Raw genomic sequence first — 24,363 nt, forward strand, 5'->3', positions numbered from 1 at the left:
CGCTTCACCTTAACACCAGGATCCGCGCCACGCCCGGCCAAGCTCAGTGTCGGAGCAAATTTATATAAAGAATTTACAAATTAGGTGGTGCGCCCGGCTCTGCTGCCTGATTTCAGAGGGCACACCGAAGGGTCAGGCGTGCCGGAGACGCTTCGTGGCTTGGACCAGGTTGTGGGGTTCCACCAGTACCTGGGTCAGAAACCGGACTGGTCGGCTGACCGTCAGGACGCAGAACGCCACGGATGCAGCGAGGAATACCAGCGTGCGGAGCGTCGGCGGTCCCGCATGCACCAGCGTGGATGCTCCGACTATGGTCAGCATTGGCAGGTGGAGCAGGTACGGATACATGGTGTGTCGGCCTGCTTCGGCCACCCAGGAGCCCACGCGTGAGGGTGCTCCCGGACTGCCCGGCAGCACCAGCATGAATCCGGTTGCCATGGCCGCCCCGACCCCCAGAACCACCAGTCGAACCAGCATGCCCTCCAGGCTGTTGAGGTTGAGCACCTCGTAGCCGGCGTTGCCTAGGAAGGGTCTGCGCCAGAACCCCTTGCCCTGGGCGGCGACAACCAGGGCGCCGGCCGCAAGGACTGCCGCACCGGCCAGTCGCATTGGCCGGTGCGCGCGCCACTCGGCCACCCGCTCCACAATCCATGGCCCGGCCACGAACAGCGGCAGGAAGATGAAAACCCGGGACAGGGACAGGAAACCGCCGATATCCGGACTCATCCCCGCCAGCAAGGACAGAACAACGGCCACGGGGACTGCGCCGCGCAGTCCCCGGAACCAAGGGCCCGCCAGCCGCCACGCAGCCAAAGCCACCAGGAACCAGAGGCCGAAGGTCTGCTCCGCAAAGACCCAGCTCGGCACGGTGCCTTCGAATCGGTAGTTCACCCCGAAGGCCACCACCTGAAATAGCAGGTAGGGCAGTAACAGTTGCCACCAGATCCTCATCAGGTTTCGACCGTTGGCCTCCGCATGCCGGGCTCCCCAGCCTGCCAGCAAGATCAGGACGGGGATGTGGAACATGTAGACGAAGTTGGACACCATCAGGGCCAAGCCACTGCTGCTGCGCAGCAGGCCCGCGGCGTGGCCTGCGACGACCAGCACGATGGCCGCCCAGCGGGCCTGGTCGATCCAGGTCTGGCGGATTTTTCCCGCAGGAGCCGGTACGGCCGGGGAGACACCGACCGGAGGATTCGTGTCCCGGTCCAAGATGGCTACCCGTCCCCGGGGCGGGGAGCGCGGAGAGCGTTGCTGATCGGCCTGTCCAAGTACGGAACGAGCGACGAGGCATAGGTTGCGGTGATGTGTGAACCATCGCGGTAGGCAACCACGGAGCCGATTGCCGCAGGGCAGACGCCGTCAACACAGAAATACTTGTCCAGATCCACCCGGCTGATGCCGGGGAGGGAGAGCTTGCGGGCCGCCTCATCCAGCGGGTCCATCCAGTGCCAGCTGGACGGGGTGCCGGAGCAGGCAGCCGGGTTGCCCGGATTCGAGGCCAGGCAGTCGGGGATGTTGCTGATCTTGGTTCCAGGGTAGGGCGGATCCTTGATCACCAGCACCTTGGTGCCGGCGCTGGCCCACTGCCTCAAATATGATGCGTAACCGGCGACGGCGGGCGCCTGCGTGGTGCCCCAGCTTTCACCTTGCACCGGGACGGACTGGCGTTCGGACGTGATGACCAGATCGAACTTGCTGCCCTTGGTCTGCTCCATGACCCAGTCTCCGTAGTCCAGGCAATTCTGGGTCTTGGCCTGGCTGCCCAGCTCCAGCGGTGCGTCTGTCACATTGCAGCGAGAGGCCAAAAAGGTAGTGACTCTCCAGCCGTGGTGCTCGGCCAACGCCTGCAGCGCGGGCAGCCATTGACCGGCATGAGAGTTGCCCACGAGCGCGATCTGCACCGGGCCGTTTCCATAGCGGCATACCGGCCGGTCCACGAAGTCGCTGACCGCCCAGCAGCCGTCCCGGTAGGCGTCTGGCAGATCGTCTTTGGCCAGGGAAGGATCCGGTACCAGCGTGGCCCGCGGATCCTGCGGGCAGTGCTCGAAGCCCCGTGCTGCAGCGCCGGCCCCGATGCAGGGGTCCCGGCTCTGCTCAATGGCGGCCAGTTGGCTGGCCGCCGATTCCTGACGCACGCTCACCTCGGCTAACTGGGCACCGCCGACAACAGCCAACATGACCATGCCCAATGCGGCGAAACGGTATGTGGGCAGCAGCCGCGCCGAGGGCAGGGTCCGCCGGAATCTGTCTTCGACATGGGTTTTCGTCACTGCTGAGAGGGCTAGCGTCAGCGCAAGGGCGGTCATCTGGACCGGCAGGCCGGCACCCATGAGCATAGGTAACAGCACGATCAGCGGCCAATGCCACAAATAGATCGAATAGGACGCATCTCCGAGCCACTGGACCGGCCGGGGCCGCAGGATCCCCGTGGGGGAGTAGGCACGGGTAGATCCGGCCAGGATGACTAATACAGTGCCCAGCACCGGCAGCAGCGCAGCATAGCCAGGGAAAGGGGTGTTGGTTGAATAGCTGACCCCTGCCACCAGGATTGCCGCCATGCCTGCCCAGCCAAGCGCCGCCGTCGTCGGTTGCGGGAGGCGGGTGGACGCCAGCGCTGGCAGCGTGGCTGCAAAGCCTCCTGCGGCCAGTTCCCAGATTCGCGTGGGAGTGATGAAGTAGGCGCTCGCAGGCTCGGCCACGGTGCCCAGCACCGAGATGGTCAGCGAAACCCCAATGACCGCCGCCACCATCCAGCGGACCGCCACTGCCGGTCGGACCTGTCGTTGACGGGCAGCCGCGAACACCAGCAGCATCAGCACCGGCCAGCCCAGATAGAACTGCTCCTCCACGGAAAGGGACCAGAAGTGCTGGACGGGGGTGGGCGCGTCGTCCGCGGCCAGATAGTCCACCGAACTACTGGCCAACAACCAGTTCTCCACATACAGCGCGGAACCGATGACTTGCCGGGCAATTTCCTCCCATTGGGTGGGCGGGGCCAGCATGCGCGAGCCCACCGCCGTCGCGGCCAGGACAACGAAGGCCGCCGGCAGCAGCCGGCGGATGCGCCGGCCCCAGAACTGAAGCAGGTCATGGCCGGTCCGCGGTTGCCTGCCCAGCAGATGGGCCGTCATCAGGTAGCCGGAGATGACGAAGAAGACGTCCACGCCCACGAAACCGCCGGTGAGTGCCCCGGGCCAGAGATGGTAGACCACGACCATGGACACGGCGAGCGCCCGCAGGCCTTGAATGTCCTGCCGAAAGCCGGCCCTGCGGGCCGCGCTGCCGGAATCCTGGCTGGTTCCGGCCCGTGATGTGAGCGGTGCTTTCGTTTTGGCTCCTGACGAAGGTCACGGCCAAGGTGCGGTGTGCCGGTCAGTCTACCCGCCGCTCCCCGCCGGAAACAGGGAGCAACTGCGTTACCGGTACTGCTTGTTCATCCAGCTGATCCGGCTCTTGGTCCAGCTGCGCAGGTAGCTGACTTCCTTCGACCAGGTGCCCTTGACGATCTGGTAGGTGCGGAGCTTCTCCTTGACCTTCCACAGCTTGAAGTTTGATGCGGCGGATTTCGAGATCGTCTTGCTTTGGCTGGCGAGGTAGGAATCGCTCTTTTTCAGCGAGGCGTGAACCTGCGTCCAGCGCTTGCTGACGGCCTTCCGGAACCCAGGATCGTCATTCAGCCGGTTGAACCAAGTGTCCGCCGACTGCCGCGCGGCGATCTTGAGCGGATCACGGAGATACCAGCTGTTGGTGGTTTCCAGCTTTCCGCCCCGGTCGGCGTTTCCGGCTGCCATATCAAAGTCCCACAGCGGTCCGAAATACAGTTTCCCGTTCGGCTTCTTGTACATGTAGACGCTGGCATACATGTTGCCGTCGAGGGGCTTCATGAGTTCCATGGCGATGTAGTAGTCCACGGCGGAGGGAAGGCTGATGTACTTTCGCCAGCCCTTGGTGGAGGACTTGAAGTTCTTGCCGAATAGAGCCTTGTCCGCGGCGTCGAGGTACCCGTCGATGTATTTGATCTGGGCCGCCGTGATGCCTTTTCCGGTATCCTTGCCCGCCTCGTCGTAGTCGTTTTCGGGCTCTTTGATGCCCACATAGCCGTGTTTACCGACTGTCACGTTGTGATCGGCTCCTTTACGGAAATCCCACTCGAGGACATAGCCGCCGGTCTTGTCGGTGGAGCCCGAATCCAATTCCGGAACGCTGACCCGGACCGCGTCGCCTGGCTTCTTCTTGGCCGGGTCGGTCACGGCAATCCGTTCGATCAACAGGTACGAACCGCGGTAGGCACCGTTAATGTAGAGGTCCACCGGCTTGGACTTGGGGGTCCAAGCCAGCTTCGTCATTTTGGAGCCGATGAATCCGGCGAGCGAGTTGCGCAGCAGCGACTTGTCATAGTGGTTCGCTACGAGAGCCCATTTCTTGCTGGCGCCCAGTCCGCACAGATTGACTTTATCGTCGAGCTTGACCGTGTACGACTTTTTCTCGAACGTCCAGGACGAGTTGCCCCGTCCTTTGGCCGCCGCCACCTGCGATGAGACCGCTGTGCAGCCGGCACCAGCCTTGATGGCAAACCTGCCTTCGAAGTAGCGGCTGCGGGTGCTGATCGTCTTGCCCTCGTTGGTGTTCAGGTAGACCACGGGGAGTCCGGTCTTCTTGGTGGCGGTCTTGGACGCGTATTTGACCGTGCCGGTGACAACTTGTGTGCTTCCGGAGCCGGTCACAGCACGATACTCGTGCTTGACCTCCAGCGGATTGGCGATGCTGAGCGTCGCCTTGCCACTGGCGTCCTGGGCGCCGGTGGCAACTGTCTTCCAGGTCGCGGACGCCACCTCGACGGTCATGGACGTGACGAGCGTTTTCACTTGCAGTTTGACGGCTTGGCCCGATGCTGCGGGGCTGAACTGTGCGGTCGCCTTGGCGGCGGTCCCCGATCCGCCGTCGACAATGGACAATGTGCCGGTGGCCGCGTTCGCTTGCGGCAGCGCGGGCGGCATCACCAGCAAACCGAGCGAGAGCGAGACTATTGCGGCAGCAGAAAATAGGCTTTTCATGATTCCCCCGAATCAGCACGCAACCCCAGATGCGCAACCCCAAGTGCGATAGTGCCCGTACACTACTCCTCGGGCTGCGATAGGACAACACCCCCGAGCGCCATTCCGAATGTGAACCGGCATGAGGCGGCTTAATGTCCGGAGCCCCGGCCAGCGCCGATGCAGCTCCGGTGGTGTTGATTTGAGCCAGCGGGAAGACCTCAGCCCTCGGGCAGCACCCGCTCCACCGCCTCCAGGAAACGCCGAGTAGCCGCACCCGGCGCGGTGTCACCGAAATGGTGTTCCACCAGGACCTTCTGCTCACTTGGCACGGGCAGGGACAGCATGCCTGAGAGGATGCTCGGGACGTCTTGGGCAGCGGCGGCGTCCAGCAGTGGCACGACGGCGGTGATCCCGCCGTCCTGGATTTGAGCTTCGGGGTCCACCGGGCGGGTGACCAGCAGTGGCTTCGCATGCGGCAGCCAGTCCATCGCCACCGCCGAGATGTCGCAAATACATGCATCCGCCTCGGCCATAGCAGCAGCTACATCGGGGCGCCGATCCAGATAATGGTCCGCACCGGGATCCTGCTGCTGCGCGTTCTTGATCAAGTCGGTAATTTCGCGCACGGCGGTCCGGTGGGCAGGGATGCGGACACCGGTGCGCGGGTGGGGGCGGAAGATCAGCCGGTAGCGCGGATCGGCCAGCAGCGCCCTGACCAGTGCGGGGCCATGGCTGTGCGCGGAACCGTAGGCCATCGCGGGCCGGTCTCCTTCCCACGTGGGGGCATACAGCACGGTGGTCCGCTCCCCGGCGTACACCTTGATGTCCTCTACCGGGGTGTCCAGCTGTGGCCGGCCGATTTCTACCAGCTTGGCCGGATCCATCCCCTGGAGGTGGCCGAGGATGCGTTCGCGAGACGCGGCCCCGGCGATGAAAGCGTAGTCATACGCCTTGAGCTGGTTGGATGCCATCGATATCTTGTCGCTCTCACCGTGGCTCAGATGCACATGGCGCGGGCCAGCTAGTCGCAGGACGGTGAAATTGTCCCGGTTGTTGTTCACGTAGAACACCAGCCTGACGCCGTGCGAGTCCACGAAGTCCTCCACCTGGCCAATGCCGGTGGTCAGGAACACCGGCAGCTGAGAGTCCGGCAGCAGCGCTGCCGTCGTCGTCGGCCGGTGCACCAGGACTGCGGTTGGATGCCTCTTGGCTAGCTCCGCCAGAGGCGCCAGCCATTGCCGCAGCTGGTAGGCGCTGCCGCGATCATCGGCGAAGTAAACCACGCAGTCGAAACGGTCCGGGGCGCCGGTATTGGCGGCAGCAAGCCGGGCTCGGACCCGGCGTTCCAAGAGCGCACCAGCGGCACGGTCGCGTGCCAGCTCCAGTGTTCGTCGGGCGGTTGCGGCGATGGTCAAGGGTTTTCCTGCTTTCCGTGGGACTGCTACCAGCCTAGTATTCCTGCTAAGGGGGACTACCGGTTCGCTGGGGGAGGGAAGCGTATGATCGCCGCAGTGCGGGGATGGCTCGCACGCACACTTCCCAGGCCCGTGGCACGGGCCTTATTCAACCTCGTCTATGGCAGGACTGGCATGCAGCGAGGCCTTAAGAGAGCAGTGGACCATACGCGGCTACGGGTACAGCACACGGAATTAACCGAAGGTGAGGCCGCCGTGTCGGTGGCCGGGGGACTGTTGCCGGCCCGCTCCGTGGGACGGTTCAGCGCGGTACAGGCCATTGCAGACAACCGGGCTCTGGTCGGTGGAGCCCTTAAGGCCGCCGGCATTGTCTTCCGGGACGCGACGCTGCCTGGGGAAATGCCCACCCTGGACATAGCGCCCGAGCAGCTGCAGCAGGCCGTGACGGCGATTGCACACGCCGCGGTGGGGCGGCCCGTGTATGTGCTCTCCGGCAGTGGGGAGGGCCCGCATCCCGTCACCGATGTCAAGCCGGTCCCGGGCGAGCAGCTAACCTTTTTCGAAGCCTTGGAAGCAGGCGGAGTGGTGCTGGCCGACCAGCGGCATGGCTGCATTCTGAGCATGGTCGACGGTCCGCGCCGGACTCTGCCGTGGTATTCGGACGTCATCTTTCCGATAGACGCCGTCTACACCTGGGTGGACGGCGCCGATCCGGAATGGGCGGCCCAGAAAGCCGAGGCCTGGCGGCGGGCGGTGGCTGAGGGAACCGTCAACCGTGGCGGGTACAGCGAGTACTCAGCGAATGAGGCACGCTTCCGGCAGCACGACGAACTGCGCTTCTCGCTGCGCTCGCTGGACTATTTCGCGCCCTGGATCAACCACGTCTACCTGGTCACCGCCGGGCAGGCCCCGGCATGGTTGGACCTCGGCAACCCGCGGGTCACGCTGGTCCACCACCGTGACATCTTTGCGGACCCCGACGTGCTTCCCACCTTCAACTCGCATGCCATCGAGGCCCAGTTGCATCGCATTCCGGGCCTGAGCGAGCACTTTCTCTACCTGAACGACGACGTCTTCTTCGGCCGCCACGTTGAACCGGAACTATTTTTCCTCGGTAACGGGATGACCAAGATGTTTCCCTCCAGCAAAGCGGTGGACTTCGGCCCTGGCGGCCCGGATGACCTTCCCGTGGACAGCGCGGCACGCCGGAACCGCGCGTTGTTGGAGACCGCCTTTGGGAGGACGATCGCCTACAAGTTCCAGCACGTGGCCCACCCGCAGCGGGTCAGCACGTTGGCCCGGATCGAACGGGAGTTTCCGGCTGAGATCCGCGCGACCACCTCGGCGAAGTTCCGCACACCCGAGGACATCTCTGTGGCCTCCGCGGTGGCCCACTACTACGGCTATCTGATTGGCACCACGGTGCCGGGGCGGCTGAGCTACCGTTACTGCGACATCTCGCAGCCTTCCGCACAAGGCAAATTGCTGCGGCTGCTGCGTGACCGCAATTCGGATGTCTTCTGTCTCAACGAGGTGGATAGCACCGGACTGGACCAGACCGACCTGGACCGGATGATGCTCGAATTCCTCACCGAGTATTTCCCCGTGCCGTGTTCGTTCGAGGTGCAGGAGTGACGGCGCCGGCGGCTGCCCTCCAGAGCCTGGTCCGCTCGGCCCGGCGGCGCCTTGAGCACGTCCTGGACCGAAGCGCGTCCGGCGCCCGGCTGGAGTTGCACGGGTTGGCCGTGAGCCAGCAGGGCACGCAGTTGACGGTGCGCCTGAGATTGTCGACGGAGCTGGCCCCGATCGCACTGTGGACCAGATCCGGGGAGGAACTGGTCCGGCTGGCCGAACTGCACCCGGTGTCACCGGGCTCGGGTCCGACCTGGGCACCGACCCGACGTGGGCAGGGACCAAGTCAGACGGGTCCGGAGTACTCGGCGGTGATCGGGCTGGAGGATTTCCCCGGTGTCGCAGTCCAACCGGCAGATGACGGCGAGGGCGGCGTTCTGCCGTTGCTGCTGGAACTCAGGGCCACCGCAGACCGGCTGCCAAGCTATGCATCCAGGGTAGATGCGGAAGACGGCCATTCCCATGGCTTTGTCTCAATGGGCAGGTTCCGTCGCACTGTTATAGGCCCGCTGCGGCCGGTCACCACAGCTACCGGCACCGTCTTAGCGCTGTATGTGAACCGGAATGGCTTTCTCAGACTTGCGGTCAACCGCCCGCTCAAGCCGTACCACGCTATCTACGTGAAGCGCCTCTCGGTGGCCGACGGCGTGGTCCGGCTCTCGGGGCGGCTGCGCACACGCCATGGTGAGGCTGTCAGGGCCGAACTCGTGCTCACCGGACGCCGCAGCGGAGCCCGGTACACCGCCCCCGCACGATTGGCTCTGGACAGAACCGTGACCCAACGTAATTTCGGGCTTCACGAGTACCGGCTCTCCGTTCGGCTCGACCTGGGCGCCCTTTCGGATGATGCGCTGGCCAAAGACGGCATTCTGGACGCCTGGCTGGAGATCCATGACAGGGCGTCGGCTGAACCGCACCGGGTGCGGGTCGGCCGGACCCGGTATATCGTCCGCAAGCTGACCCGGCCCGGCTGGAAGAACCGCGGCGAGCGCACGCTGTGCATCATCCCGTACTACACGTTCAAAGCGAGGAAGACGTCCTTCCACATAGAGCTGCTGGACACCGACGCCTTCGAGTGCCTGCAGGAGCACACCCGCGCCCGGATGCTCCCGCAGCCGAAGGCCGGCAAAACGGGGGACCGCCCGGTGTGGCTGGTCGGCGAGCAACCCTATAAGGCCCAGGACACGGGACTGGCCTTCTTCAAGTACCTGCGCACCAGCCATCCGGAGATCGACGCCTACTACGTCATTGATCCGGATTCCCCGGAGGCCCAAAACCTTGAGGGCTTGGACAACGTGGTGGCGTATCAGTCCAAGGAGCACGTGGCCGTGGCGCTGAGGGCCGAACGGTTTATCGGGTCGCACCACCCCGATTTCCTCTATCCGACGAGGCTGCCGCAGTTTCACCGCGCGGCACGGGGCGTGAAGGTCTTCCTGCAGCACGGAGTGATGGGCACCAAGTGGATGGTGCCCAACTACGGACGCAATTCCCCGGGCTTTGAAACGGACCTGTTCCTGGTCAGCTCGGAGCGGGAGAAAGAGTACATCGTCAGCGACTTCGGCTACCGGCCTGGCCAGGTCGTCGTCACGGGGCTGTCCCGATTCGACACGCTTTTTGCCCACGACGTTCCGGTCAAGCCGAACCAAATCCTGGTGATCCCCACTTGGCGGGATTGGCTGCAGGACCCGGGCCGGTTCGCCGAGTCCGACTATCTGCACGCCTGGGCTGCCTTCCTGCGGGACCCGCGGCTGGCCGCGCTGACCGAACAGTACGGGGCCGAACTGGTCTTTTGCCTTCACCCCAACATGCAGCAATACCGCACCTACTTCGACGGCGTCCCGGCTCGCGTCATTTCACAGGGGGAAATCAGCGTGCAGTACCTGCTGAAGCAGAGCGCGCTGCTGGTCACTGACTACTCCAGCGTGGGCTTCGATTTCAGCTTTCTGGACAAGCCGGTGATCTACTACCAGTTCGATCGGGAACGGTTCCTCGGTCCGCGGGGTTCGCACCTTGACCTGGATGCCGAACTGCCGGGACGGATCGCGTTCGACCGTGACAGGCTGCTGGAGTTGCTGGAGGAGGCCCTCGGCTCCGGCTGCAAGGTCACCCCCGAGTACCGGCGGCGGGCACGTCGGTTCCTCACGTTCAAGGACCAGGAGAATTGTCGTCGTATTTTCGACGCGGTGCTCCACGCCCGGCCTGCCGCCCGGGGACTGCGCGACGGCGGAGTACCGGAAGTGTTGGTGACGGCGGGCCGTCGGCTGCGTGGCAGCCGACTCTACTTCCCGGCCATGCGCCGACTCTTCAGCGCCGTTACGCGCACCCCGGCCGCCGACGACCTCATCGTGTTCGAGAGCGGGCTGGGCACCCAGTATGCGGACAGCCCGCGCTACCTCTACGAGGAACTGGTCCGGCGGGGGGACCAGCGCCGCAAAGTGTGGATCTACCACCGGAAACTGCCCAACAGCGATCCGCGGACCAAGGTGGTGCGGCGGCTCTCGCCCGGCTATTACTGGTATCTGGCCAGAGCAAGGTATTGGGTGAACAACCAGAACTTCCCGCATTACCTGCGGCGGCGCGGAAAAGGCGTGTTCATCCAGACCTGGCATGGAACACCGCTCAAGCGCATGGTGCACGACCTGGAACAGGTCCATGGCCGCGACGAAGAGTATATGGTGCGTGTCGACCAAGCGGTCCGGCAGTGGAGCGTGCTGCTGTCGCCCAGCCCCTATGCCACGAACGCGTTCCGCAGCGCCTTCGGATACAGAGGGCCGGTGCTGGAAGAAGGTTATCCACGCAACGACGTGCTCGCCCTGAATCGTGGGAGCGATGCAGGCAAGGTGATCCGGGAACGGCTGGGCATTCCGCACGGCCGCCGGGTGATCCTCTATGCACCGACCTTCCGTGATGACCAGTCGTCTGGCACGGGGCGGTTCGGCTTTGAACTGCCGTTGGACCTGAGCGCCTTCCAGCAGCGCTTTGGCGCAGATACCGTGCTCCTGTTGCGCATGCATGTGCTGATCGCGAACCGGTTGGCCATTCCCGAGAACGTCGCGGGCTGCGTGCGTGATGTTTCTGGGTATCCGGAGATCCAGGAACTGTTTCTGGCCAGCGACGTGCTGGTCACCGACTATTCATCGGTCCTGTTCGATTACGCCATTCTGCGCCGGCCGATCGTTCTCTATGCCTATGATCTGGAGCACTACCGGGACACGCTGCGCGGCTTTTACCTCGAATATGGCCCCGACCTGCCCGGACCGGTGGCCCAGACCCAAGACGAACTGTTCGACGCGCTCGCCGAGGCGGCTGCCCCGGATCCCGGACGCGAGCGTCGGCTGGAGGAGTTTGCGGCTCGCTTCGCGCCGAAGGATGACGGCGGTGCCGCCCGGCGGGTGGTGGACCTGCTGCTTCCGCCCGTCCGGAGGCGAAGGCGTCCCGATTCGGATGAGGTCCGCAAGCCGGGTGACGACGACGGCCCCAGAGCGACGTCCCCGCAACCCTGACGAGTCCGAGCCTCCGTCGGCGCCGGCCAGAGCCGTGGTCAGAACCAGATGGGCGTGGTGCCGGTCCTCGGCGCCACCGGTGGGTGCGGCGCAATCCTCGGTCCGCCCTCCAGTCGGGCTGGCGGCGGGGACGGCTTTTTGACGGGCTTGGCAATGGCCAGATCTGCCACCACAGGCATGTGGTCCGAGGAATCCGTGTCAACCACGACGCCCCAACGCGCGGTGATCGGCCCGCGGGTCAGAATGTAATCAATCCTTCGGTCCGGATCCTCGTAGGGGAAGGTCAGTTCCTCGCCTTCGCCCAGCTCGGCCATGACGTCGTGGAACTGGGTCCTGGCCAGATCCAACACCCGGGAGGAGGGCTGGGAGTTGAGGTCGCCAACGAAGACCGACGGCCTGGAGGACTGCCGGGTTATCGCCAGAATTTGCTGCATCTCGGCCAGACGCTGTTCCTTACGCTGGTGGTCCAGATGCGTGTTGTAGAAGCTGATCTTGGTGCCTTTGACGTCAATCACCACCTCTAGCATGCTGCGCTGCTTGGTGGGGCGGTGCTTGTATTTGATGCTGGTCAGCATGTGGTTGTGTGCTGAGAGGATGGGAAACTTGCTCAGCACAACGACTCCGTGCAGGCCGGGCTTCTTGTGCCCTTTCTTCGGCGGTGTCTTGCGGTTGAGCCCGAAAGCAAAATGCATGTGAAGGCGCTTAGCCAGCCACTTGGCCTGGTCTACGAAGTCACTCCGGGAGGAGCGGTGCCGGTCTACTTCCTGTAGCCCGACGATCTGTGCCTTGGCGGATTTGATATCGTCCGCGACGCTCTCCAGGTCAAGGTCGTTATCTTCGTCCGTGCCGTGTCGGATATTGAACGTCATGACCCGCACGTCGATCTCTGGGCTTCCGGCCGCGTTCGTGCTGCCGCCAGCCGCTGTGCTGTGGCCGGACTGGGTTGGGCCCAAAGTCAAGACGTCTGCGGACAGAAACGATGGGGTCAGGACGCCGGGAACAAGGAGCATCGCGGCCAGAAAAGCCGCCGGTTTGGACGGCATGACCAATGTGCGTGTGCGCATGGCTCCACCCGCTTTTCCCCCATTGGCTGCGGGCTGAATCGCGGTCCATTTCCACGGAAGGCCCTGCAGACAGCAGCCAGTATGGACCGGTGTCTAGGTGCTGTCAACGAACCGAAACGGGAGATCATCAAACAGAGGGCCCAGGACTACAGCGGGCTTTAAAGAAGGAGAAGGGCCGGATCCTTGACGAGCGTGCCGCGATCATGGCCCTACGGCTACGACACCCTGAAGATGCTTCAGTTGGTTTGGTCGCTTTCGGGCGAGCCCTGCGGCAAGTTGCTGGTGCCGATCATGGCTGACGTGCTCGATCGCTGGAACGCTTGAACGAGCTAAGGCCTGTCGACGCCGCCTGAACGCCCATGTGCACGAACAACTGGTGACCATGAGCCCTGCGACCATCGACCGCCTGCTGAAACCGGCCAAGAACGCGGGGTATCTCAACGCCGTTTCAGCAACCAAACCCGGTTCGCTGCTGCGCTTTGAGATAGCCGTGCGCCGGGCCTTGGACGATATGGAACAGCCCAGGCATTCTGGAAATCGATCTGGTCATTCGCTGGAGGCGAGTTCGCCTGCAACCTGACCGCCACCGATGTCTTCACCGGCTGGACCGAGAATATCGCCATCAAGAACCGGGGAGATGGTGGGGGATTTCAACTCCCCTTCTTCACCAAAAACCTGGGTTGAGCACCTGAAGGAATCCGGCTAAGCCCTGACCTGGGTAATCGTCGGGCCTACACGCGCTACAAGCTCTTCCGCGCCACTTCGATTTCGCCACCTCTTTGGGAGTGGACATTCAGAACGTGAAAATTTTGCCGCGCGATCAGTCGGACCATTTGCCGATTCTCGGGACTGCCGAATACGTCGACGAAAACCGGACCACCCGCGCCAACTGCCCCGCTTGCATCTGCTGTAGAGACACACTTAGCAGGGGAGCTTGGACGGCAGCCTCACAGGACTGGTGATGACTGAGCCCTTGTTGTCCTTGCCGCGGTAGGCCCGACATACCTTGAGTCCGCGGTCGGCCAGTTTGGATTTGATCTTGCTGATGGCATCGGGATTGAAGCCGTTCCACTGCATATGCATCAAGATGGTGCCGCCCTTGGCGGCTGTCTTCGCCGCGGAGGAGACCACCTGTGCCTTTGTCTTGCCTGTGAAGTCATAGGTTTCTCCGGTCCAGAGCCACGGCCTCATGCCGGCCTTGCGGTAGCCGCAGCGGACCGAATCATCGATGCGGCCATGCGGCGGGCGGCCGTAATTGGTCACCACGCCGGGGGCACGCAGCTCGCGGGCCACGGCGGCGCAGCTGAGCTTTTTCATATCCCCGCGGTGGTTAATGCTGTGGTTAATGACGTACTGGCCGTAGGAGCGGGCCAGCTTCGCCAGGTCGACGTCGTATTTCTTCTTGTACTTCTGCAGGCACCGGCCGGTGGGCGCGATGACGAGTCCGATGTTTTTCTTTTTGGCGTATTTGATGACCTTCTTGAAGGAGGTCAAAGTCTTCGGACAATCGTCATAGGTCAGCACCACGCGGCTGGTGTGGTTGGGTCCCCGCGCCTCGCTTTGCGTCCAGCTAATGGCCGCCTGGGCGCTGGGCACGAACCCCGCCGTGGTGAGCCCCAAGACAGTGGCCAAGATGATCAAAATTCGGCTGGTACGCATGGCGCACCGTCCTTCCCCCAAACACCGTGCGGCCGGAGCTGGGGGCGCCAGTTCGTGGGGCGCGCGCGGCTACTGGCAGTATGGAGCAAAGGCTCTCAGGAGGGCAAGACGGCGACGTCCCTCAATTTCTTTGAGCACTTGGAGTGGGTAGGTGCCTCAGGAGATTCTTTGAGCGCGTAGCCCCGGGTCCGGGGCAGGCTGGCTAATGTGGAAGGCAAGATTCCGATGGCTGGGCCGGATCAACTAGATCCAGCTCCGCCTAATTAATCTGTCCAAAGACAAAACCAAGGCAATGACTGCCAGCCGGCACCCCGACATGGCATCCTTGGAACCGTTGAGCCGTCGACTCCCAAGAACCGAATGACATCAAGCCTCTCGCGTTCACCTATGTGAGGCACCAGCTCATTCCACGCGCTCACTTTTCAGTGGGGCACCTAGCGAAACAGGATTGTGGCTGTTTGCCGGTGCCCGGCCTGTCTGGCTGCAAGGAAGCGGATGTCGGCGGAGGGATGGACGACGTGGTCCGCTGGGATCGTGTTTGAGCGAAGCGTTAGCCCTGAGTCGCCCGACCGGATCACCTGGCGTGATCCGCTGTTCTGCCCCCGCCCGGGCCAAGACGTCAGGCCTGCAAAGAAGATTCCCGCGGCCGGGCGCTCGGCGCCCAGCCGCGGGAAGCGACGTGCTACTGGCCGGTTCCGGTGTCGCCGCCACCATCGGACGGGCCGCCCTGCTCGGCGGGGGTGGGCTCTGGGGTCTGTTCCGGCACCGGGGCCTGGGTCGTATCCGGCGCAGGTTCAGCGGTCTGGCCCGTTTCCGGGGCAGGGGCCGGGACCTGTTCGGTGCCGTCCGATTCGCTAAGTCCCGGCTCTTCGATTTCGGTCGAGTTGTTCCCGCCCACTTCAGGATTATCCGCGGTTTCGGAGTCGTCGGCCGCGCCGTCTCCGGTCTTTGCGGGATCCTCATCCTGTTTGGCGGGTTTGTCCGTTTCTTCCGCTGCCTCCTTGTTGCCGCCCAAGGAGCCAAGGGTCGTCTTATAAGCGCTCGATGCACGGTCAATCCCTGTAGCAGACGAGACCAGGCTGGAGATCGGCTGACTGGTGCCGAATTCGACCGCGGTAATGCCGATCATCGCGATGGCGAAAGCCGCTGTGCTTGCCAGTCCAACCTTGACCCACGTCATCGGCGTGATGGGCTTCTTGGCGCGTTTATCCTTCCGTCTGGTCGGCTCGGTCTGCGGTTCGATCGCCTCGGATGGTGCGCTGGCGGCCACCTCTTCGACTTCCCGCAGGGCGCGTACCCGAGCCTTGGGGATTTTCTTCAGGGCCACAGTGGCGGCGGAGCTCAGCGTCCGGGCGTAGAGTGCGGCGCCCACCGTGGCGACGATGGAACCAATGGCGGCGCCGATCAGCGTTCCGGCGACGCCGAGAAAGGAACCTACCAGTGCGGAGGTCACCGCGGCCATCGCCGAGCCTATAGTCTGTGTGCCACTTAGCCCGAGCGCTTTGGGCTTTTTGTCGTCGGCGGCGGAGTCGTCAGCCATATTTCGTACCTAGTTCAATCTGGGGATTATTACGGATAGGTAACGATACCTGTATCCGGCAGGTTCCCAGGACCGCAGCGAATATTTGAGATTCTGCTCACTCGGAGGCCCCCGAAGTCGTAGGCAGGCTCGGAGTAGCCGGAGAACAGTTGAGGGAGGCGTCGCATCGCCATCCGTGTGGTGCCAACGCATCACGTGTGCGAGCCGCCGCGAGAACGGCCGTAGGCTCCAGCAGTTCTTCCCGGACAGGAATTGAACCTGCGACCAAAAGATTTGGGGATGCTGGTTTTCGTCGTCTACCAATGTATTGCAACAGCTGCTAGGTTGCGGGCACCTGGGCACTGCAGTGCCCAGGTGCATCTCCATGCTTGCGGGTTTTCGGGTGAACCACTTCACTTCTCATCTCCGGCCTTGTTCTGTAGCTCGGTCATGACCTTTGCAACGGTTTCTCCGACGCTCCCACGTGTACGTTGTTGGTCTCCGTTAGCTGGCTGATTGTGAGGTCATTTTTTCTCGCAGAGATCCCGCCAGTATTTGGCGTCCTCATGCGGCGCGGACCCTGCCGATGGATACTACTCGTTCGAAGTAGAGCAGGAGTACGAGCAGGATGTAGAGGCCCACGGGGGTCAGGGTGTCGAGGTTGATGGGTATGCCGTCAATCATGCGTGGCCTCTGTGGGTCGTGCGTAAAGAATGTGTTCGCGAACGGTGCCCGGTTATGTCAGCCCGGAGGTCTGTGTACGACTGCCGGGCCGACGCAGCCAGGGTCATAACCCGCCGTGGCGCGGGAGTGCGTGGGCTAGACTCATGCGATGCCCGCCACGCTGCCGAACCGTGATCATCGCATCGACACCGCTAAGGGCGCTCTGATCGTGCTGGTAGTACTCGGGCATCTGCTTGAAGTCACAAACTTTTGGGATGCCGAGACGTTCCGGCTCGCATTGACGGCGATCTACTTGTTCCACATGCCGGCGTTCGTGTTCCTTGCGGGGATCACTGCTAAGGCCAACCGACTGCCGGAGCGTGCCGGCGGGATCTTGCTCCTGCTGCTGACCTTCCAAGGCTTGTACTGGGTATTCGACACGCTTGCCGGTACGCCGCAGCAGTTCTCCTAGTTCCCGTTCTGGACTCTGTGGTTCTTGCTCGCCCTCGTTTACTGGCAGCTTCTCTTGCCACAGGCTATTCGGTTCCAGCGCACTGCACTCGTGGTTTCCGTGGTAGCCGCTGTGGCAGCGGGCTGTTTCGGCTTCTTGGGGAACGAGTTCGCGGTCTCGCGGGCAGTTGTTTTCTTGCCGTTCTATGTTCTCGGTGCGGTCTTCGGCCACCGCATAGTCGGGGTGGCCGCTCGTCTGCCTATCGTTGCCAAAGCCGGGCTGGCTGCCGCCTCTGGGGCCCTGACGTGGGTGGTGTTCCGTGCAGACCTTAGTCCGTGGTGGTTCTTTGCTAGCCGCAGCTATGAGGACCTGAATGCCGACGCGGGGGAGGGTGCGCTGATGCGCGCCGGGCTGTTGTCACTGTCGGCGCTGATGGTCTTCGCGTTCCTGGCCTTTATGCCTGACCGGCAGGGCAGGATCGCGGCGGCAGGTAGACGCAGCTTAGCAGTCTACCTATTCCATGGGTTCATTATCATGGGGTTGGCAATGATGATGCCTGCAGTGTTGGAGGACTACGGGCGCTGGGTTGCCCTCGGCGTCTGCCTGCTGGTTGCAGTGGCCGTCGTCGCCGTGTTTTCGCACCCTGGATTTGACGCGGTCCTGCGCACCTACCGAGATCGAGTGGTGGGACTGGCGCCCCGGCGTCAGGGCGCTGACAATGCATCCTGACGCCGGGCGGCTCAGACTCGGGCTATAACCCACCGTGGCGCGGGGTTCTGGGTGCAACGACGGCCCCCACCATGCGGTGAGGGCCTTCCGTATCGGGTGCGGCTGTGGTTACTCGACTGTGCTGAAGGGCAGTTGTTCCGGCCGGACAGCGCCCTTGTAGATCTGGTTGTAACTGTTGCTGAGGTGCCCAATGTCGAGAGCCCACTGACCCCTCATAGCCAACTCGCTGGCAAGAACGGTCCCCGCCTGACCTAATGAAATAAGCACCAGATCCGAGGTGGAGCCTTCGAGCACCTTGAGCAGCCGGGGAAGATCATCGAACGCATGCCGCGGCTCGGAGTATTCAAACGTGGACGAGCGGATGTTGTCGAACAGTTCCGGGACCATCTCGAACCGTGAACCACGCCCGGTCACGACAGTTACATCCAGCCCTTCCCACACGGACCTCCACGCGTCCACGGCTGCCGGCCCGCACGCATGGAAAAGGATGGGGCGAGTGGCTTGGCTGTTCCCCACGACCGGCAGGGCTTCGAACCGCTTGATGATCTGCCCCGAGAATTGGCTGTAGAAGTTCGTCCAATACTTGTCACGGTGGGGGTGCGGCAAGCCGACCAGCAGTTTGTCGGGGTTGTCCATGGCGTGCAGGACAACATCGTTGAGGGCTTGGAAAACCTGTGTGGAGTTGCGTTGGAACTGGGTGTCGTGTTCGAGCCGGAACATCAGTTTGAACTCGCCGTCACCGTATCGTGCCAGGCTCAGTTTCCGGTCGCGGACGGTTTCGATGGTTTCCACAAGCCCTAACTGCCGTTCGGCAAGGAAGTCGCTCATCTCGTCCAGGCGTGGTGCCGCGAGCCCGTTGCGGATCTCGTCGCTGATTTGCCGCGACTCCGAAACATGCCACCGGATCTTGCTCAGCATGTCATTTTGGACTTCCAGGAGCTCCAGTTGCCGGGCCATCAGGTCTTCCTGGCTTTTCAGGGACTTGGACATGTCCCGCATCAACGCGAATGCTGATCGGAGTTTCGGTGCGTAGCGGGAGATCATCGGGCTCCTAGTGGTACGAGATTTCCCTCAGCATACCAACCGCTAGAAGCCCGACCCGCCCCGATCAGACCCGGTTGCTGGTGGTGTTGACGGTCCCGGATGTGCCTCCGGCGAGGCCCTTGAAGTCGTTGCCGAACACCCGCCAAGTGCAGCAGATCGTTACCCACCCTTGGGGCGTAGTATTTCCGTCGTCCACATGCACCCTGCGGAATCCCGGCACTTCCGAAAGCAGTGGCGTTCGGCCCGGGATGATATTGGTTTCCGTGGGTCACGCCGCACACCTTCCGCAAGTCTGTTGGAACCCTGCTGGCCAACACCGCGGGCATGGCATTCAGCATCTGCCCAGTTGGGCCGCTCCAGTGAGCAGATCACCAGCCGGCACTACGTGCAGAAGACCCACGACATGACATCGGGCCTTGAAGCTTTAGGTGGCACACAATGAGGCCTGCGCTTGAGGGTGCCAGGCTGGAGCAGGTGCAGGAACTGGTATCTCGCTTCCTGGAAGCTGCAGCGAGCCCGGCCGCGAAAGCGCACCCAGGGTTCGCGAGCTTCCCCAAGTCCTCATGCACGTGGGCGTCTTAGGCTCTGGGGGCATATCTTGCAGGACGCCGGCCTCGGTTTATGGCCCATTGTGAATGCCACACGGTCGGATAGCAACGGCGGGCATGACTTGCTGGAGTCGAACGAACTGGCCGTAGATGTCACGGCTGATCAATTTTCCGGCCACGCCGTATACGCGGGCCCTGCTCCCGCGCCTGTCAGCGCGATGTTTGACACCAGGCAGTCGGTTGGACTGGGGGCATGGGACCCGCCCCACCGCAAGGCCTGTGAGCATCTGGCCGAGATGATGGGGCGGTGGTCAGAAGCGAAAGCGGTGGGTAAGCGGTGGATCTGCCCCCCAGAGGGTGCAAAATTGGAGCGGCCCCGACCGGGCATAGCGCCTAGTCAGAGCCGCTTTTCGCTGCGCCCCGGACAGGAATCGAACCTGCGACCAAGAGATTAGAAGGCTCCTGCTCTATCCGCTGAGCTACCGAGGCTGGCGGTTTCAGCCCGGGCCGCTGCGCACGCGTCCGGCTCGGGGCAAATCCAGGATTTACTCTATCAAGCCGTTCAGTGCCCGGGAGGCGGTGAAGAGGGTCTGTTCGAACAGTTCGGCATACGTGTCCAAGGTCAGCTGAGCGGAGGAATGGCCGGCGATCCGCTGCGCCAGTTTGACGTCCTTGGTGGAGTGCAGGATCAGGCTGACGGCGGTGTGGCGCAGGTCGTGGAACGTGGGGGCCGGGTCCAGCCCGGCCCCGGCGGCGCCCGGGCGCAGCACGCGGGCGGCGAAGTTCGAGTGGTGCAGCCGCCCGCCGGGAACCCCGCTGCGGCCGGGGGAGCGGAACAGCAGGCCCTCGGGCGGCCGGACGCCGAGCACCATGGCGGCAACCTTGTCCGGAACCGGGACGGTGCGCGTGCCGCCGTTCTTGGTGTTGGGCGACGGTGCGCCGGTGTCGCCCTCCGTCCAGGAGCGCAGCACGTCCAGCAGCCAGCCTTCGGGCGTGCTGCGGAAGTCCCGGGCCTGCAGCGCGGTGATCTCGCCCCAGCGCAGTCCGGTGGTCCCGGCGAGCATGATGAGATCCGTCCACGGCGCACATTGTCCGGCGAGGGCTTGAAGCTCCGGCATCGACAAATAGATGCGCCGTTTCTCCACCGGGGCCCGGGGCACGTAGCCGGCCCGGCCGGTGGCATCGGTGGCCGGATTCTCCGGCAGCAGTTCCAGATAGACGCTGTGGCGCATCAGCCGGATGAACATCAGCGCCACCCGGCGGCGGGTGTTGTTGCCGGACTGGCCGCGGCTGCCGGCCTGCAGGCCGGCGATCCACTCGCCGACGTCGCGCCAGTGCACCTGGTCCACCGGCGTGGACGACCAGCGCGGCGCGATGTGCCGGTGCCAGTTCTTGCGGTAATTGGCCGCCGTGCTGGCCGCGATGGGCCTGCCGCGCAGCCCCTGGGTGGTCAGCAGTCGCATCCAGTCGGCGTACAACGCGCCGACGGTCATCTCCCGCTCTCGCGGTGCCATGCCCGGACCAGCGACGGCGAAGCGGGCACGCCGCCGGTAGCCGCGGCGCCCTTGTGCGCTGGAAGAGACTGGATCCACGCCTAGAGGCTATGGCCAGCAGTCAGGGCCCTGGCGCTCGGCCTCCTCCGCTGTGGACAACCCGGTGCCGTGCCAAGTTCGCCTACACACCCGGGCGCCGGCGGGAACCCGTCCACAGCCGGGGCCGCACCGCTTTTGCCCGCCGTCCGGCTGGGGCAGAGTGGCTGCTGCCGGCGGCACCGCCGGCTTCGAGAAGATCGGAGGCAGGAGATGAGTGACTACATCACGGTCCGCGGCGTGCTCGGCACGGAGGTGCAGCGGAAGCGGACCAAGAAGGGGGACGCGGTGGCGGAGTTCAGGCTGGCGTCGTCAGGGGATTGGCTGAACCGCGACACGGGCGAGTGGGTCAAGGGCGTGACCAACTGGTACACGGTGCAGGCATTCCGCGGCTTGGCGGAAAACCTGTGGCGGAGCCTGGCCAAGGGCGATCCGGTGGTGGTCACCGGCAAGCTGAAGCTGCGCCAGTGGGAGCTGCAGGACGGCCGCCGCGGCACCTCCCCGGAGATTGATGCGGATTCCATCGGGCATGACCTGCGCCGCGGCACCGCGGAGTTCATCAAGAACTGGACGGCAGCGCCAACGGGCGCGGCGCCGGACGGCACGGACGCGCCGCACCCCCGCTCCCTGGACTGCCGGTCGATGGCCTTGGCGGATCCGGATCCGGCGGTTTCCGTCCCGGACGCGGAGGCGGGCAGCCCCGTGGCCGCGGTCCAGCCGGCAAGGGCGGCAGCGGAGGAGGAGGCTGCCGGCGGCGACCGGGAAAGCGGGGCGGACCTGCCGTTGGCCAGCTGAGCAGTCCGTGGCGGGCGGCGCCCGCCTGCCCGTCACGGGTTTGCAGGTGTCCTGAATGTGTGATCGCGGGGCGCACCGACTAGCCTTGAGGGCATGGCGGAATTCATTTACACGATGACCAAGGCCCGCAAGGCCGTTGGCGACAAAGTCATTCTGGACGACGTGAGCATGTCGTTCTTCCCCGGCGCCAAGATCGGCGTCGTCGGCCCCAACGGTGCGGGCAAGTCCACGATCCTGAAGATCATGGCCGGGCTGGACACCCCGTCCAACGGCGAGGCGCGGCTGAGCCCCGGCTACACGGTCGGCATCCTGCTGCAGGAACCGCCGCTGAACGAGGAAAAGACCGTCCTGGGCAACGTCCAGGAAGGCGTCGGCGAGATCTACGGGAAGATCCAGCGCTTCAACGAGATCTCCGAAGAGATGGCCAGCCCGGATGCCGACTACGATGCGCTGCTGGAGGAGATGGGCAAGCTGCAGGAGGCCATCGACGCCGCCGACGCCTGGGACATCGATTCGCAGCTGGAGCAGGCCATGGACGCTCTGCGCTGCCCGCCGGGCGACGCCGATGTGACCGTGCTGTCGGGCGGCGAGCGGCGCCGGGTGGCGCTGTGCAAGCTGCTGCTGCAGAAGCCGGACCTGCTGCTGCTCGACGAGCCCACCAACCACCTGGACGCCGAAAGCGTGCTGTGGCTGGAACAGCACCTGAAGTCCTACCCGGGCGCCGTCCTCGCCGTGACCCACGACCGGTACTTCCTGGACCACGTGGCCGAATGGATCGCCGAAGTGGACCGCGGGCACCTCTACCCGTACGAGGGCAACTACTCCACGTACCTGGAAAAGAAGCGCTCCCGCCTCGAAATCCAGGGCAAGAAAGACGCCAAGCAGGCCAAGCGGCTGGCCGAGGAACTGGACTGGGTCCGCTCGAACGCCAAGGGCCGGCAGACCAAGTCCAAGGCCCGTCTGGCCCGCTACGAGGAAATGGCGGCAGAGGCGGAGCGCACCCGGAAACTGGACTTCGAAGAGATCCAGATTCCGCCGGGACCGCGGCTGGGCCAGCTGGTCATCGAGGCCACGGACCTGCGCAAGGGGTTCGGCGACCGCGAGCTGATCAACGGCCTGTCCTTCTCGCTCCCGCGCAACGGCATCGTCGGCGTGATCGGTCCCAACGGCGTCGGCAAGACCACGCTGTTCAAGACCATCGTGGGCCTTGAGCCGCTGGACGACGGGGAGCTGAAGATCGGCGATTCCGTCAAGATCTCCTACGTGGACCAGTCCCGCGGCGGCATCGACCCGAACAAGACGCTGTGGGAGGTCGTCTCCGACGGCCTGGACCACATCCAGGTGGGCCAGGTCGAAATGCCCTCCCGCGCGTATGTCTCCGCCTTCGGGTTCAAGGGCCCGGACCAGCAGAAGAAGGCCGGCGTGCTCTCCGGCGGTGAGCGCAACCGGCTGAACCTGGCGCTGACCCTGAAGCAGGGCGGCAACCTGCTGCTGCTCGACGAGCCGACCAACGACCTGGACGTCGAGACGCTGTCCAGCCTGGAAAACGCGCTGCTGGAATTCCCCGGCTGCGCCGTGGTGGTCTCGCACGACCGCTGGTTCCTGGACCGGGTGGCCACCCACATCCTCGCCTACGAGGGCACCGACGAAGAACCCGCGAACTGGTACTGGTTCGAGGGCAACTTCGACTCCTACGAGCAGAACAAGGTGGAACGGCTGGGTCCGGACGCGGCCAAGCCGCACCGCGTGACGCACCGCCGCCTGACCCGCGACTGACGGTAGGTCCAGACTGCAGCGAGCGGCTCCCGGTTCCGGGGCCGCTCGCTGCATTTTTTACAGCCGGAGGCGCCCGGCCCGCCCCGGCCCGGCGCTGGAGCCGGTGCAACAGCACCCAAGGCCTGGGCCGAAAAGCCGCTTCCTCAGTTTGTCGCCTTCTGTACACCGGCCGGTCACTTGGCCAGCGCCGGTGCTTTACCGTTTGACCATAGCGTGAGGTGGTCATCGAGTCAGCGGTACAGAAAGAGCTACATTGACCACGCAAGCTATGCCTTCCAATTTTCCCGCCGGTGCGCCGGCTCCCGTCGCGATCGGTGACGTGCAGGTCGGTGCCGGGCAGCCGGTCTATGTGATCGGCGAGATCGGGATCAACCACAACGGCGACATCGAGATCGCCAAGCAGTTGATCGATGTGGCGGCCGAGGCCGGCGCGAACGCGGTGAAGTTCCAGAAGCGCACCCCGGAGATCTCCACCCCGGCGGACATGCGCGACAAGATGCGTTCCACCCCGTGGGGCGAGATGACTTACCTGGACTACCGGTACCGGGTGGAGTTTGACATGCCGATCTACCAGAAGCTGATCTCGCACGCCGCCGACCGCGGGCTGCACTGCTTCGCTTCGCCGTGGGATGTTCCCTCGGTCGCGTTCATGGAGGACGCCGGCGCGCTGACCCACAAGGTGGCCTCCGCTTCGGTGACCGACCTGGACCTGCCGAAGGCGCTGCGCGAGACCGGCAAGCCGGTGATCCTGTCCACCGGGATGTCCACGATCGAGCAGATCGACAAGGCGGTGGAGACCCTGGGCACGGACAAGCTGATCCTGATGCACGCGACCTCGACCTACCCGCTGCCGCCGGAAGAGGCGAACCTGCGGATGATCAGCACGCTGCAGGAGCGCTACCAGGTGCCGGTGGGCTATTCCGGGCACGAGCGCGGG

18 protein-coding genes, 1 tRNA gene and 1 pseudogene are annotated in these 24,363 nt (G+C 64.1%); 10 read left to right on the forward strand and 10 right to left on the reverse strand.

Going from position 1 to position 24,363, the window contains the following annotated elements; translation table 11 throughout:
• Window positions 1–132: 132 nt before the first annotated feature.
• From E4J89_RS15225 to E4J89_RS15240, 4 genes are all read right to left on the reverse strand, one after another.
• Window positions 133–1,212 (reverse strand): acyltransferase family protein, encoded by a 1,080-nt coding sequence (locus E4J89_RS15225; protein WP_136786996.1) that lies wholly within the window; start codon window positions 1,210–1,212, stop codon window positions 133–135.
• Between the two features lie 5 nt (window positions 1,213–1,217).
• Entirely contained in the window at window positions 1,218–3,251 is a 2,034-nt protein-coding gene (locus E4J89_RS15230; protein WP_276606350.1) for an acyltransferase family protein, read from the reverse strand.
• 168 nt (window positions 3,252–3,419) lie between these two features.
• A complete protein-coding gene (locus tag E4J89_RS15235; protein ID WP_136786998.1) occupies window positions 3,420–5,057 on the reverse strand; it encodes a CotH kinase family protein in 1,638 nt (545 codons plus the stop codon).
• A gap of 200 nt (window positions 5,058–5,257) precedes the next feature.
• Window positions 5,258–6,454 carry a CDP-glycerol glycerophosphotransferase family protein gene (locus E4J89_RS15240; RefSeq protein ID WP_136786999.1) on the reverse strand — a complete coding sequence of 399 codons (1,197 nt, stop codon included), beginning with the start codon at window positions 6,452–6,454 and terminating at the stop codon, window positions 5,258–5,260.
• A 198-nt stretch (window positions 6,455–6,652) separates the two neighbouring features.
• Here E4J89_RS15240 and E4J89_RS15245 point away from each other — a divergent pair, with 198 nt between their 5' ends.
• Window positions 6,653–8,089 carry a stealth family protein gene (locus tag E4J89_RS15245; protein ID WP_169304024.1) on the forward strand — a complete coding sequence of 479 codons (1,437 nt, stop codon included), beginning with the start codon at window positions 6,653–6,655 and terminating at the stop codon, window positions 8,087–8,089.
• Window positions 8,086–11,589, forward strand: a complete 3,504-nt coding sequence (locus E4J89_RS15250) for a CDP-glycerol glycerophosphotransferase family protein (RefSeq protein ID WP_240691921.1) — start codon at window positions 8,086–8,088, stop codon at window positions 11,587–11,589. Before E4J89_RS15245 ends, E4J89_RS15250 begins: the two co-directional genes overlap by 4 nt.
• Window positions 11,590–11,627: 38 nt before the next feature.
• Here the strand turns inward: E4J89_RS15250 and E4J89_RS15255 are convergent, their stop codons facing one another.
• The gene (locus E4J89_RS15255; RefSeq protein WP_136787001.1) at window positions 11,628–12,653 is read right to left on the reverse strand and encodes an endonuclease/exonuclease/phosphatase family protein; all 1,026 of its coding nucleotides are present in this window, start codon (window positions 12,651–12,653) and stop codon (window positions 11,628–11,630) included.
• A gap of 183 nt (window positions 12,654–12,836) precedes the next feature.
• Here E4J89_RS15255 and E4J89_RS19435 point away from each other — a divergent pair, with 183 nt between their 5' ends.
• The 3 genes and pseudogenes from E4J89_RS19435 to E4J89_RS19780 all read left to right on the forward strand — a co-directional run.
• Window positions 12,837–12,977: a hypothetical protein gene (locus E4J89_RS19435; protein WP_169304025.1), complete on the forward strand. Its 141-nt coding sequence runs from the start codon at window positions 12,837–12,839 to the stop codon at window positions 12,975–12,977.
• Window positions 12,978–13,035: 58 nt separating this feature from the next.
• Window positions 13,036–13,233 carry a hypothetical protein gene (locus E4J89_RS15260; RefSeq protein WP_136787002.1) on the forward strand — a complete coding sequence of 66 codons (198 nt, stop codon included), beginning with the start codon at window positions 13,036–13,038 and terminating at the stop codon, window positions 13,231–13,233.
• A 134-nt stretch (window positions 13,234–13,367) separates the two neighbouring features.
• Window positions 13,368–13,513, forward strand: a pseudogene (locus tag E4J89_RS19780) (endonuclease/exonuclease/phosphatase family protein); the annotation flags it as partial.
• A 61-nt stretch (window positions 13,514–13,574) separates the two neighbouring features.
• Here E4J89_RS19780 and E4J89_RS15270 read toward each other — a convergent pair.
• Both E4J89_RS15270 and E4J89_RS15275 read right to left on the reverse strand, forming a co-directional pair.
• Window positions 13,575–14,312 carry a polysaccharide deacetylase family protein gene (locus tag E4J89_RS15270; RefSeq protein ID WP_136787003.1) on the reverse strand — a complete coding sequence of 246 codons (738 nt, stop codon included), beginning with the start codon at window positions 14,310–14,312 and terminating at the stop codon, window positions 13,575–13,577.
• A gap of 682 nt (window positions 14,313–14,994) precedes the next feature.
• Complete coding sequence (locus E4J89_RS15275) at window positions 14,995–15,852, reverse strand: hypothetical protein (RefSeq protein WP_136787004.1); 858 nt, start codon at window positions 15,850–15,852, stop codon at window positions 14,995–14,997.
• Between the two features lie 811 nt (window positions 15,853–16,663).
• On the opposite strand from E4J89_RS15275, the gene E4J89_RS15280 reads away from it, so the two are divergent.
• Both E4J89_RS15280 and E4J89_RS15285 read left to right on the forward strand, forming a co-directional pair.
• Window positions 16,664–16,966 (forward strand): hypothetical protein, encoded by a 303-nt coding sequence (locus E4J89_RS15280; RefSeq protein WP_136787005.1) that lies wholly within the window; start codon window positions 16,664–16,666, stop codon window positions 16,964–16,966.
• Window positions 16,967–16,981: 15 nt separating this feature from the next.
• Window positions 16,982–17,674 (forward strand): acyltransferase family protein, encoded by a 693-nt coding sequence (locus E4J89_RS15285; RefSeq protein ID WP_346763391.1) that lies wholly within the window; start codon window positions 16,982–16,984, stop codon window positions 17,672–17,674.
• Between the two features lie 108 nt (window positions 17,675–17,782).
• On the opposite strand, the gene E4J89_RS15290 is transcribed toward E4J89_RS15285, so the two are convergent.
• The 3 genes from E4J89_RS15290 to E4J89_RS15300 form a co-directional block, all read right to left on the reverse strand.
• On the reverse strand, window positions 17,783–18,664 hold the full coding sequence (locus E4J89_RS15290; protein WP_169304026.1) for a GT-D fold domain-containing glycosyltransferase: 882 nt from the start codon (window positions 18,662–18,664) through the stop codon (window positions 17,783–17,785).
• Window positions 18,665–19,682: 1,018 nt separating this feature from the next.
• Window positions 19,683–19,755 (reverse strand) — tRNA-Arg (locus E4J89_RS15295).
• A gap of 56 nt (window positions 19,756–19,811) precedes the next feature.
• Window positions 19,812–20,858 (reverse strand): tyrosine-type recombinase/integrase, encoded by a 1,047-nt coding sequence (locus E4J89_RS15300; protein ID WP_136787008.1) that lies wholly within the window; start codon window positions 20,856–20,858, stop codon window positions 19,812–19,814.
• 210 nt (window positions 20,859–21,068) lie between these two features.
• On the opposite strand from E4J89_RS15300, the gene E4J89_RS15305 reads away from it, so the two are divergent.
• The 3 genes from E4J89_RS15305 to E4J89_RS15315 form a co-directional block, all read left to right on the forward strand.
• Window positions 21,069–21,650 carry a single-stranded DNA-binding protein gene (locus tag E4J89_RS15305; RefSeq protein ID WP_136787009.1) on the forward strand — a complete coding sequence of 194 codons (582 nt, stop codon included), beginning with the start codon at window positions 21,069–21,071 and terminating at the stop codon, window positions 21,648–21,650.
• A 93-nt stretch (window positions 21,651–21,743) separates the two neighbouring features.
• Entirely contained in the window at window positions 21,744–23,426 is a 1,683-nt protein-coding gene (ettA, locus tag E4J89_RS15310; RefSeq protein WP_136787010.1) for an energy-dependent translational throttle protein EttA, read from the forward strand.
• Between the two features lie 268 nt (window positions 23,427–23,694).
• Window positions 23,695–24,363: N-acetylneuraminate synthase family protein (locus E4J89_RS15315; RefSeq protein WP_136787011.1), on the forward strand; the 669-nt coding region annotated here is incomplete at its 3' end.

Origin of the sequence: Arthrobacter sp. CAU 1506, assembly GCF_005047635.1 — a bacterium.
In the GTDB taxonomy this organism is placed as follows: domain Bacteria; phylum Actinomycetota; class Actinomycetes; order Actinomycetales; family Micrococcaceae; genus Crystallibacter.

Excerpts from the sequence above, each read along its gene's own strand:
- E4J89_RS15235 (WP_136786998.1), bottom strand. The coding sequence starts at position 5,057 with ATGAAAAGCCTATTTTCTGCTGCCGCAATAGTCTCGCTCTCGCTCGGT.
- E4J89_RS15255 (WP_136787001.1), bottom strand. The coding sequence starts at position 12,653 with ATGCGCACACGCACATTGGTCATGCCGTCCAAACCGGCGGCTTTTCTG.
- E4J89_RS15260 (WP_136787002.1), top strand. The coding sequence starts at position 13,036 with ATGAGCCCTGCGACCATCGACCGCCTGCTGAAACCGGCCAAGAACGCG.
- E4J89_RS15270 (WP_136787003.1), bottom strand. The coding sequence starts at position 14,312 with ATGCGTACCAGCCGAATTTTGATCATCTTGGCCACTGTCTTGGGGCTC.
- E4J89_RS15275 (WP_136787004.1), bottom strand. The coding sequence starts at position 15,852 with ATGGCTGACGACTCCGCCGCCGACGACAAAAAGCCCAAAGCGCTCGGG.
- E4J89_RS15280 (WP_136787005.1), top strand. The coding sequence starts at position 16,664 with ATGCCCGCCACGCTGCCGAACCGTGATCATCGCATCGACACCGCTAAG.
- E4J89_RS15290 (WP_169304026.1), bottom strand. The coding sequence starts at position 18,664 with ATGTCCAAGTCCCTGAAAAGCCAGGAAGACCTGATGGCCCGGCAACTG.
- E4J89_RS15305 (WP_136787009.1), top strand. The coding sequence starts at position 21,069 with ATGAGTGACTACATCACGGTCCGCGGCGTGCTCGGCACGGAGGTGCAG.
- ettA (WP_136787010.1), top strand. The coding sequence starts at position 21,744 with ATGGCGGAATTCATTTACACGATGACCAAGGCCCGCAAGGCCGTTGGC.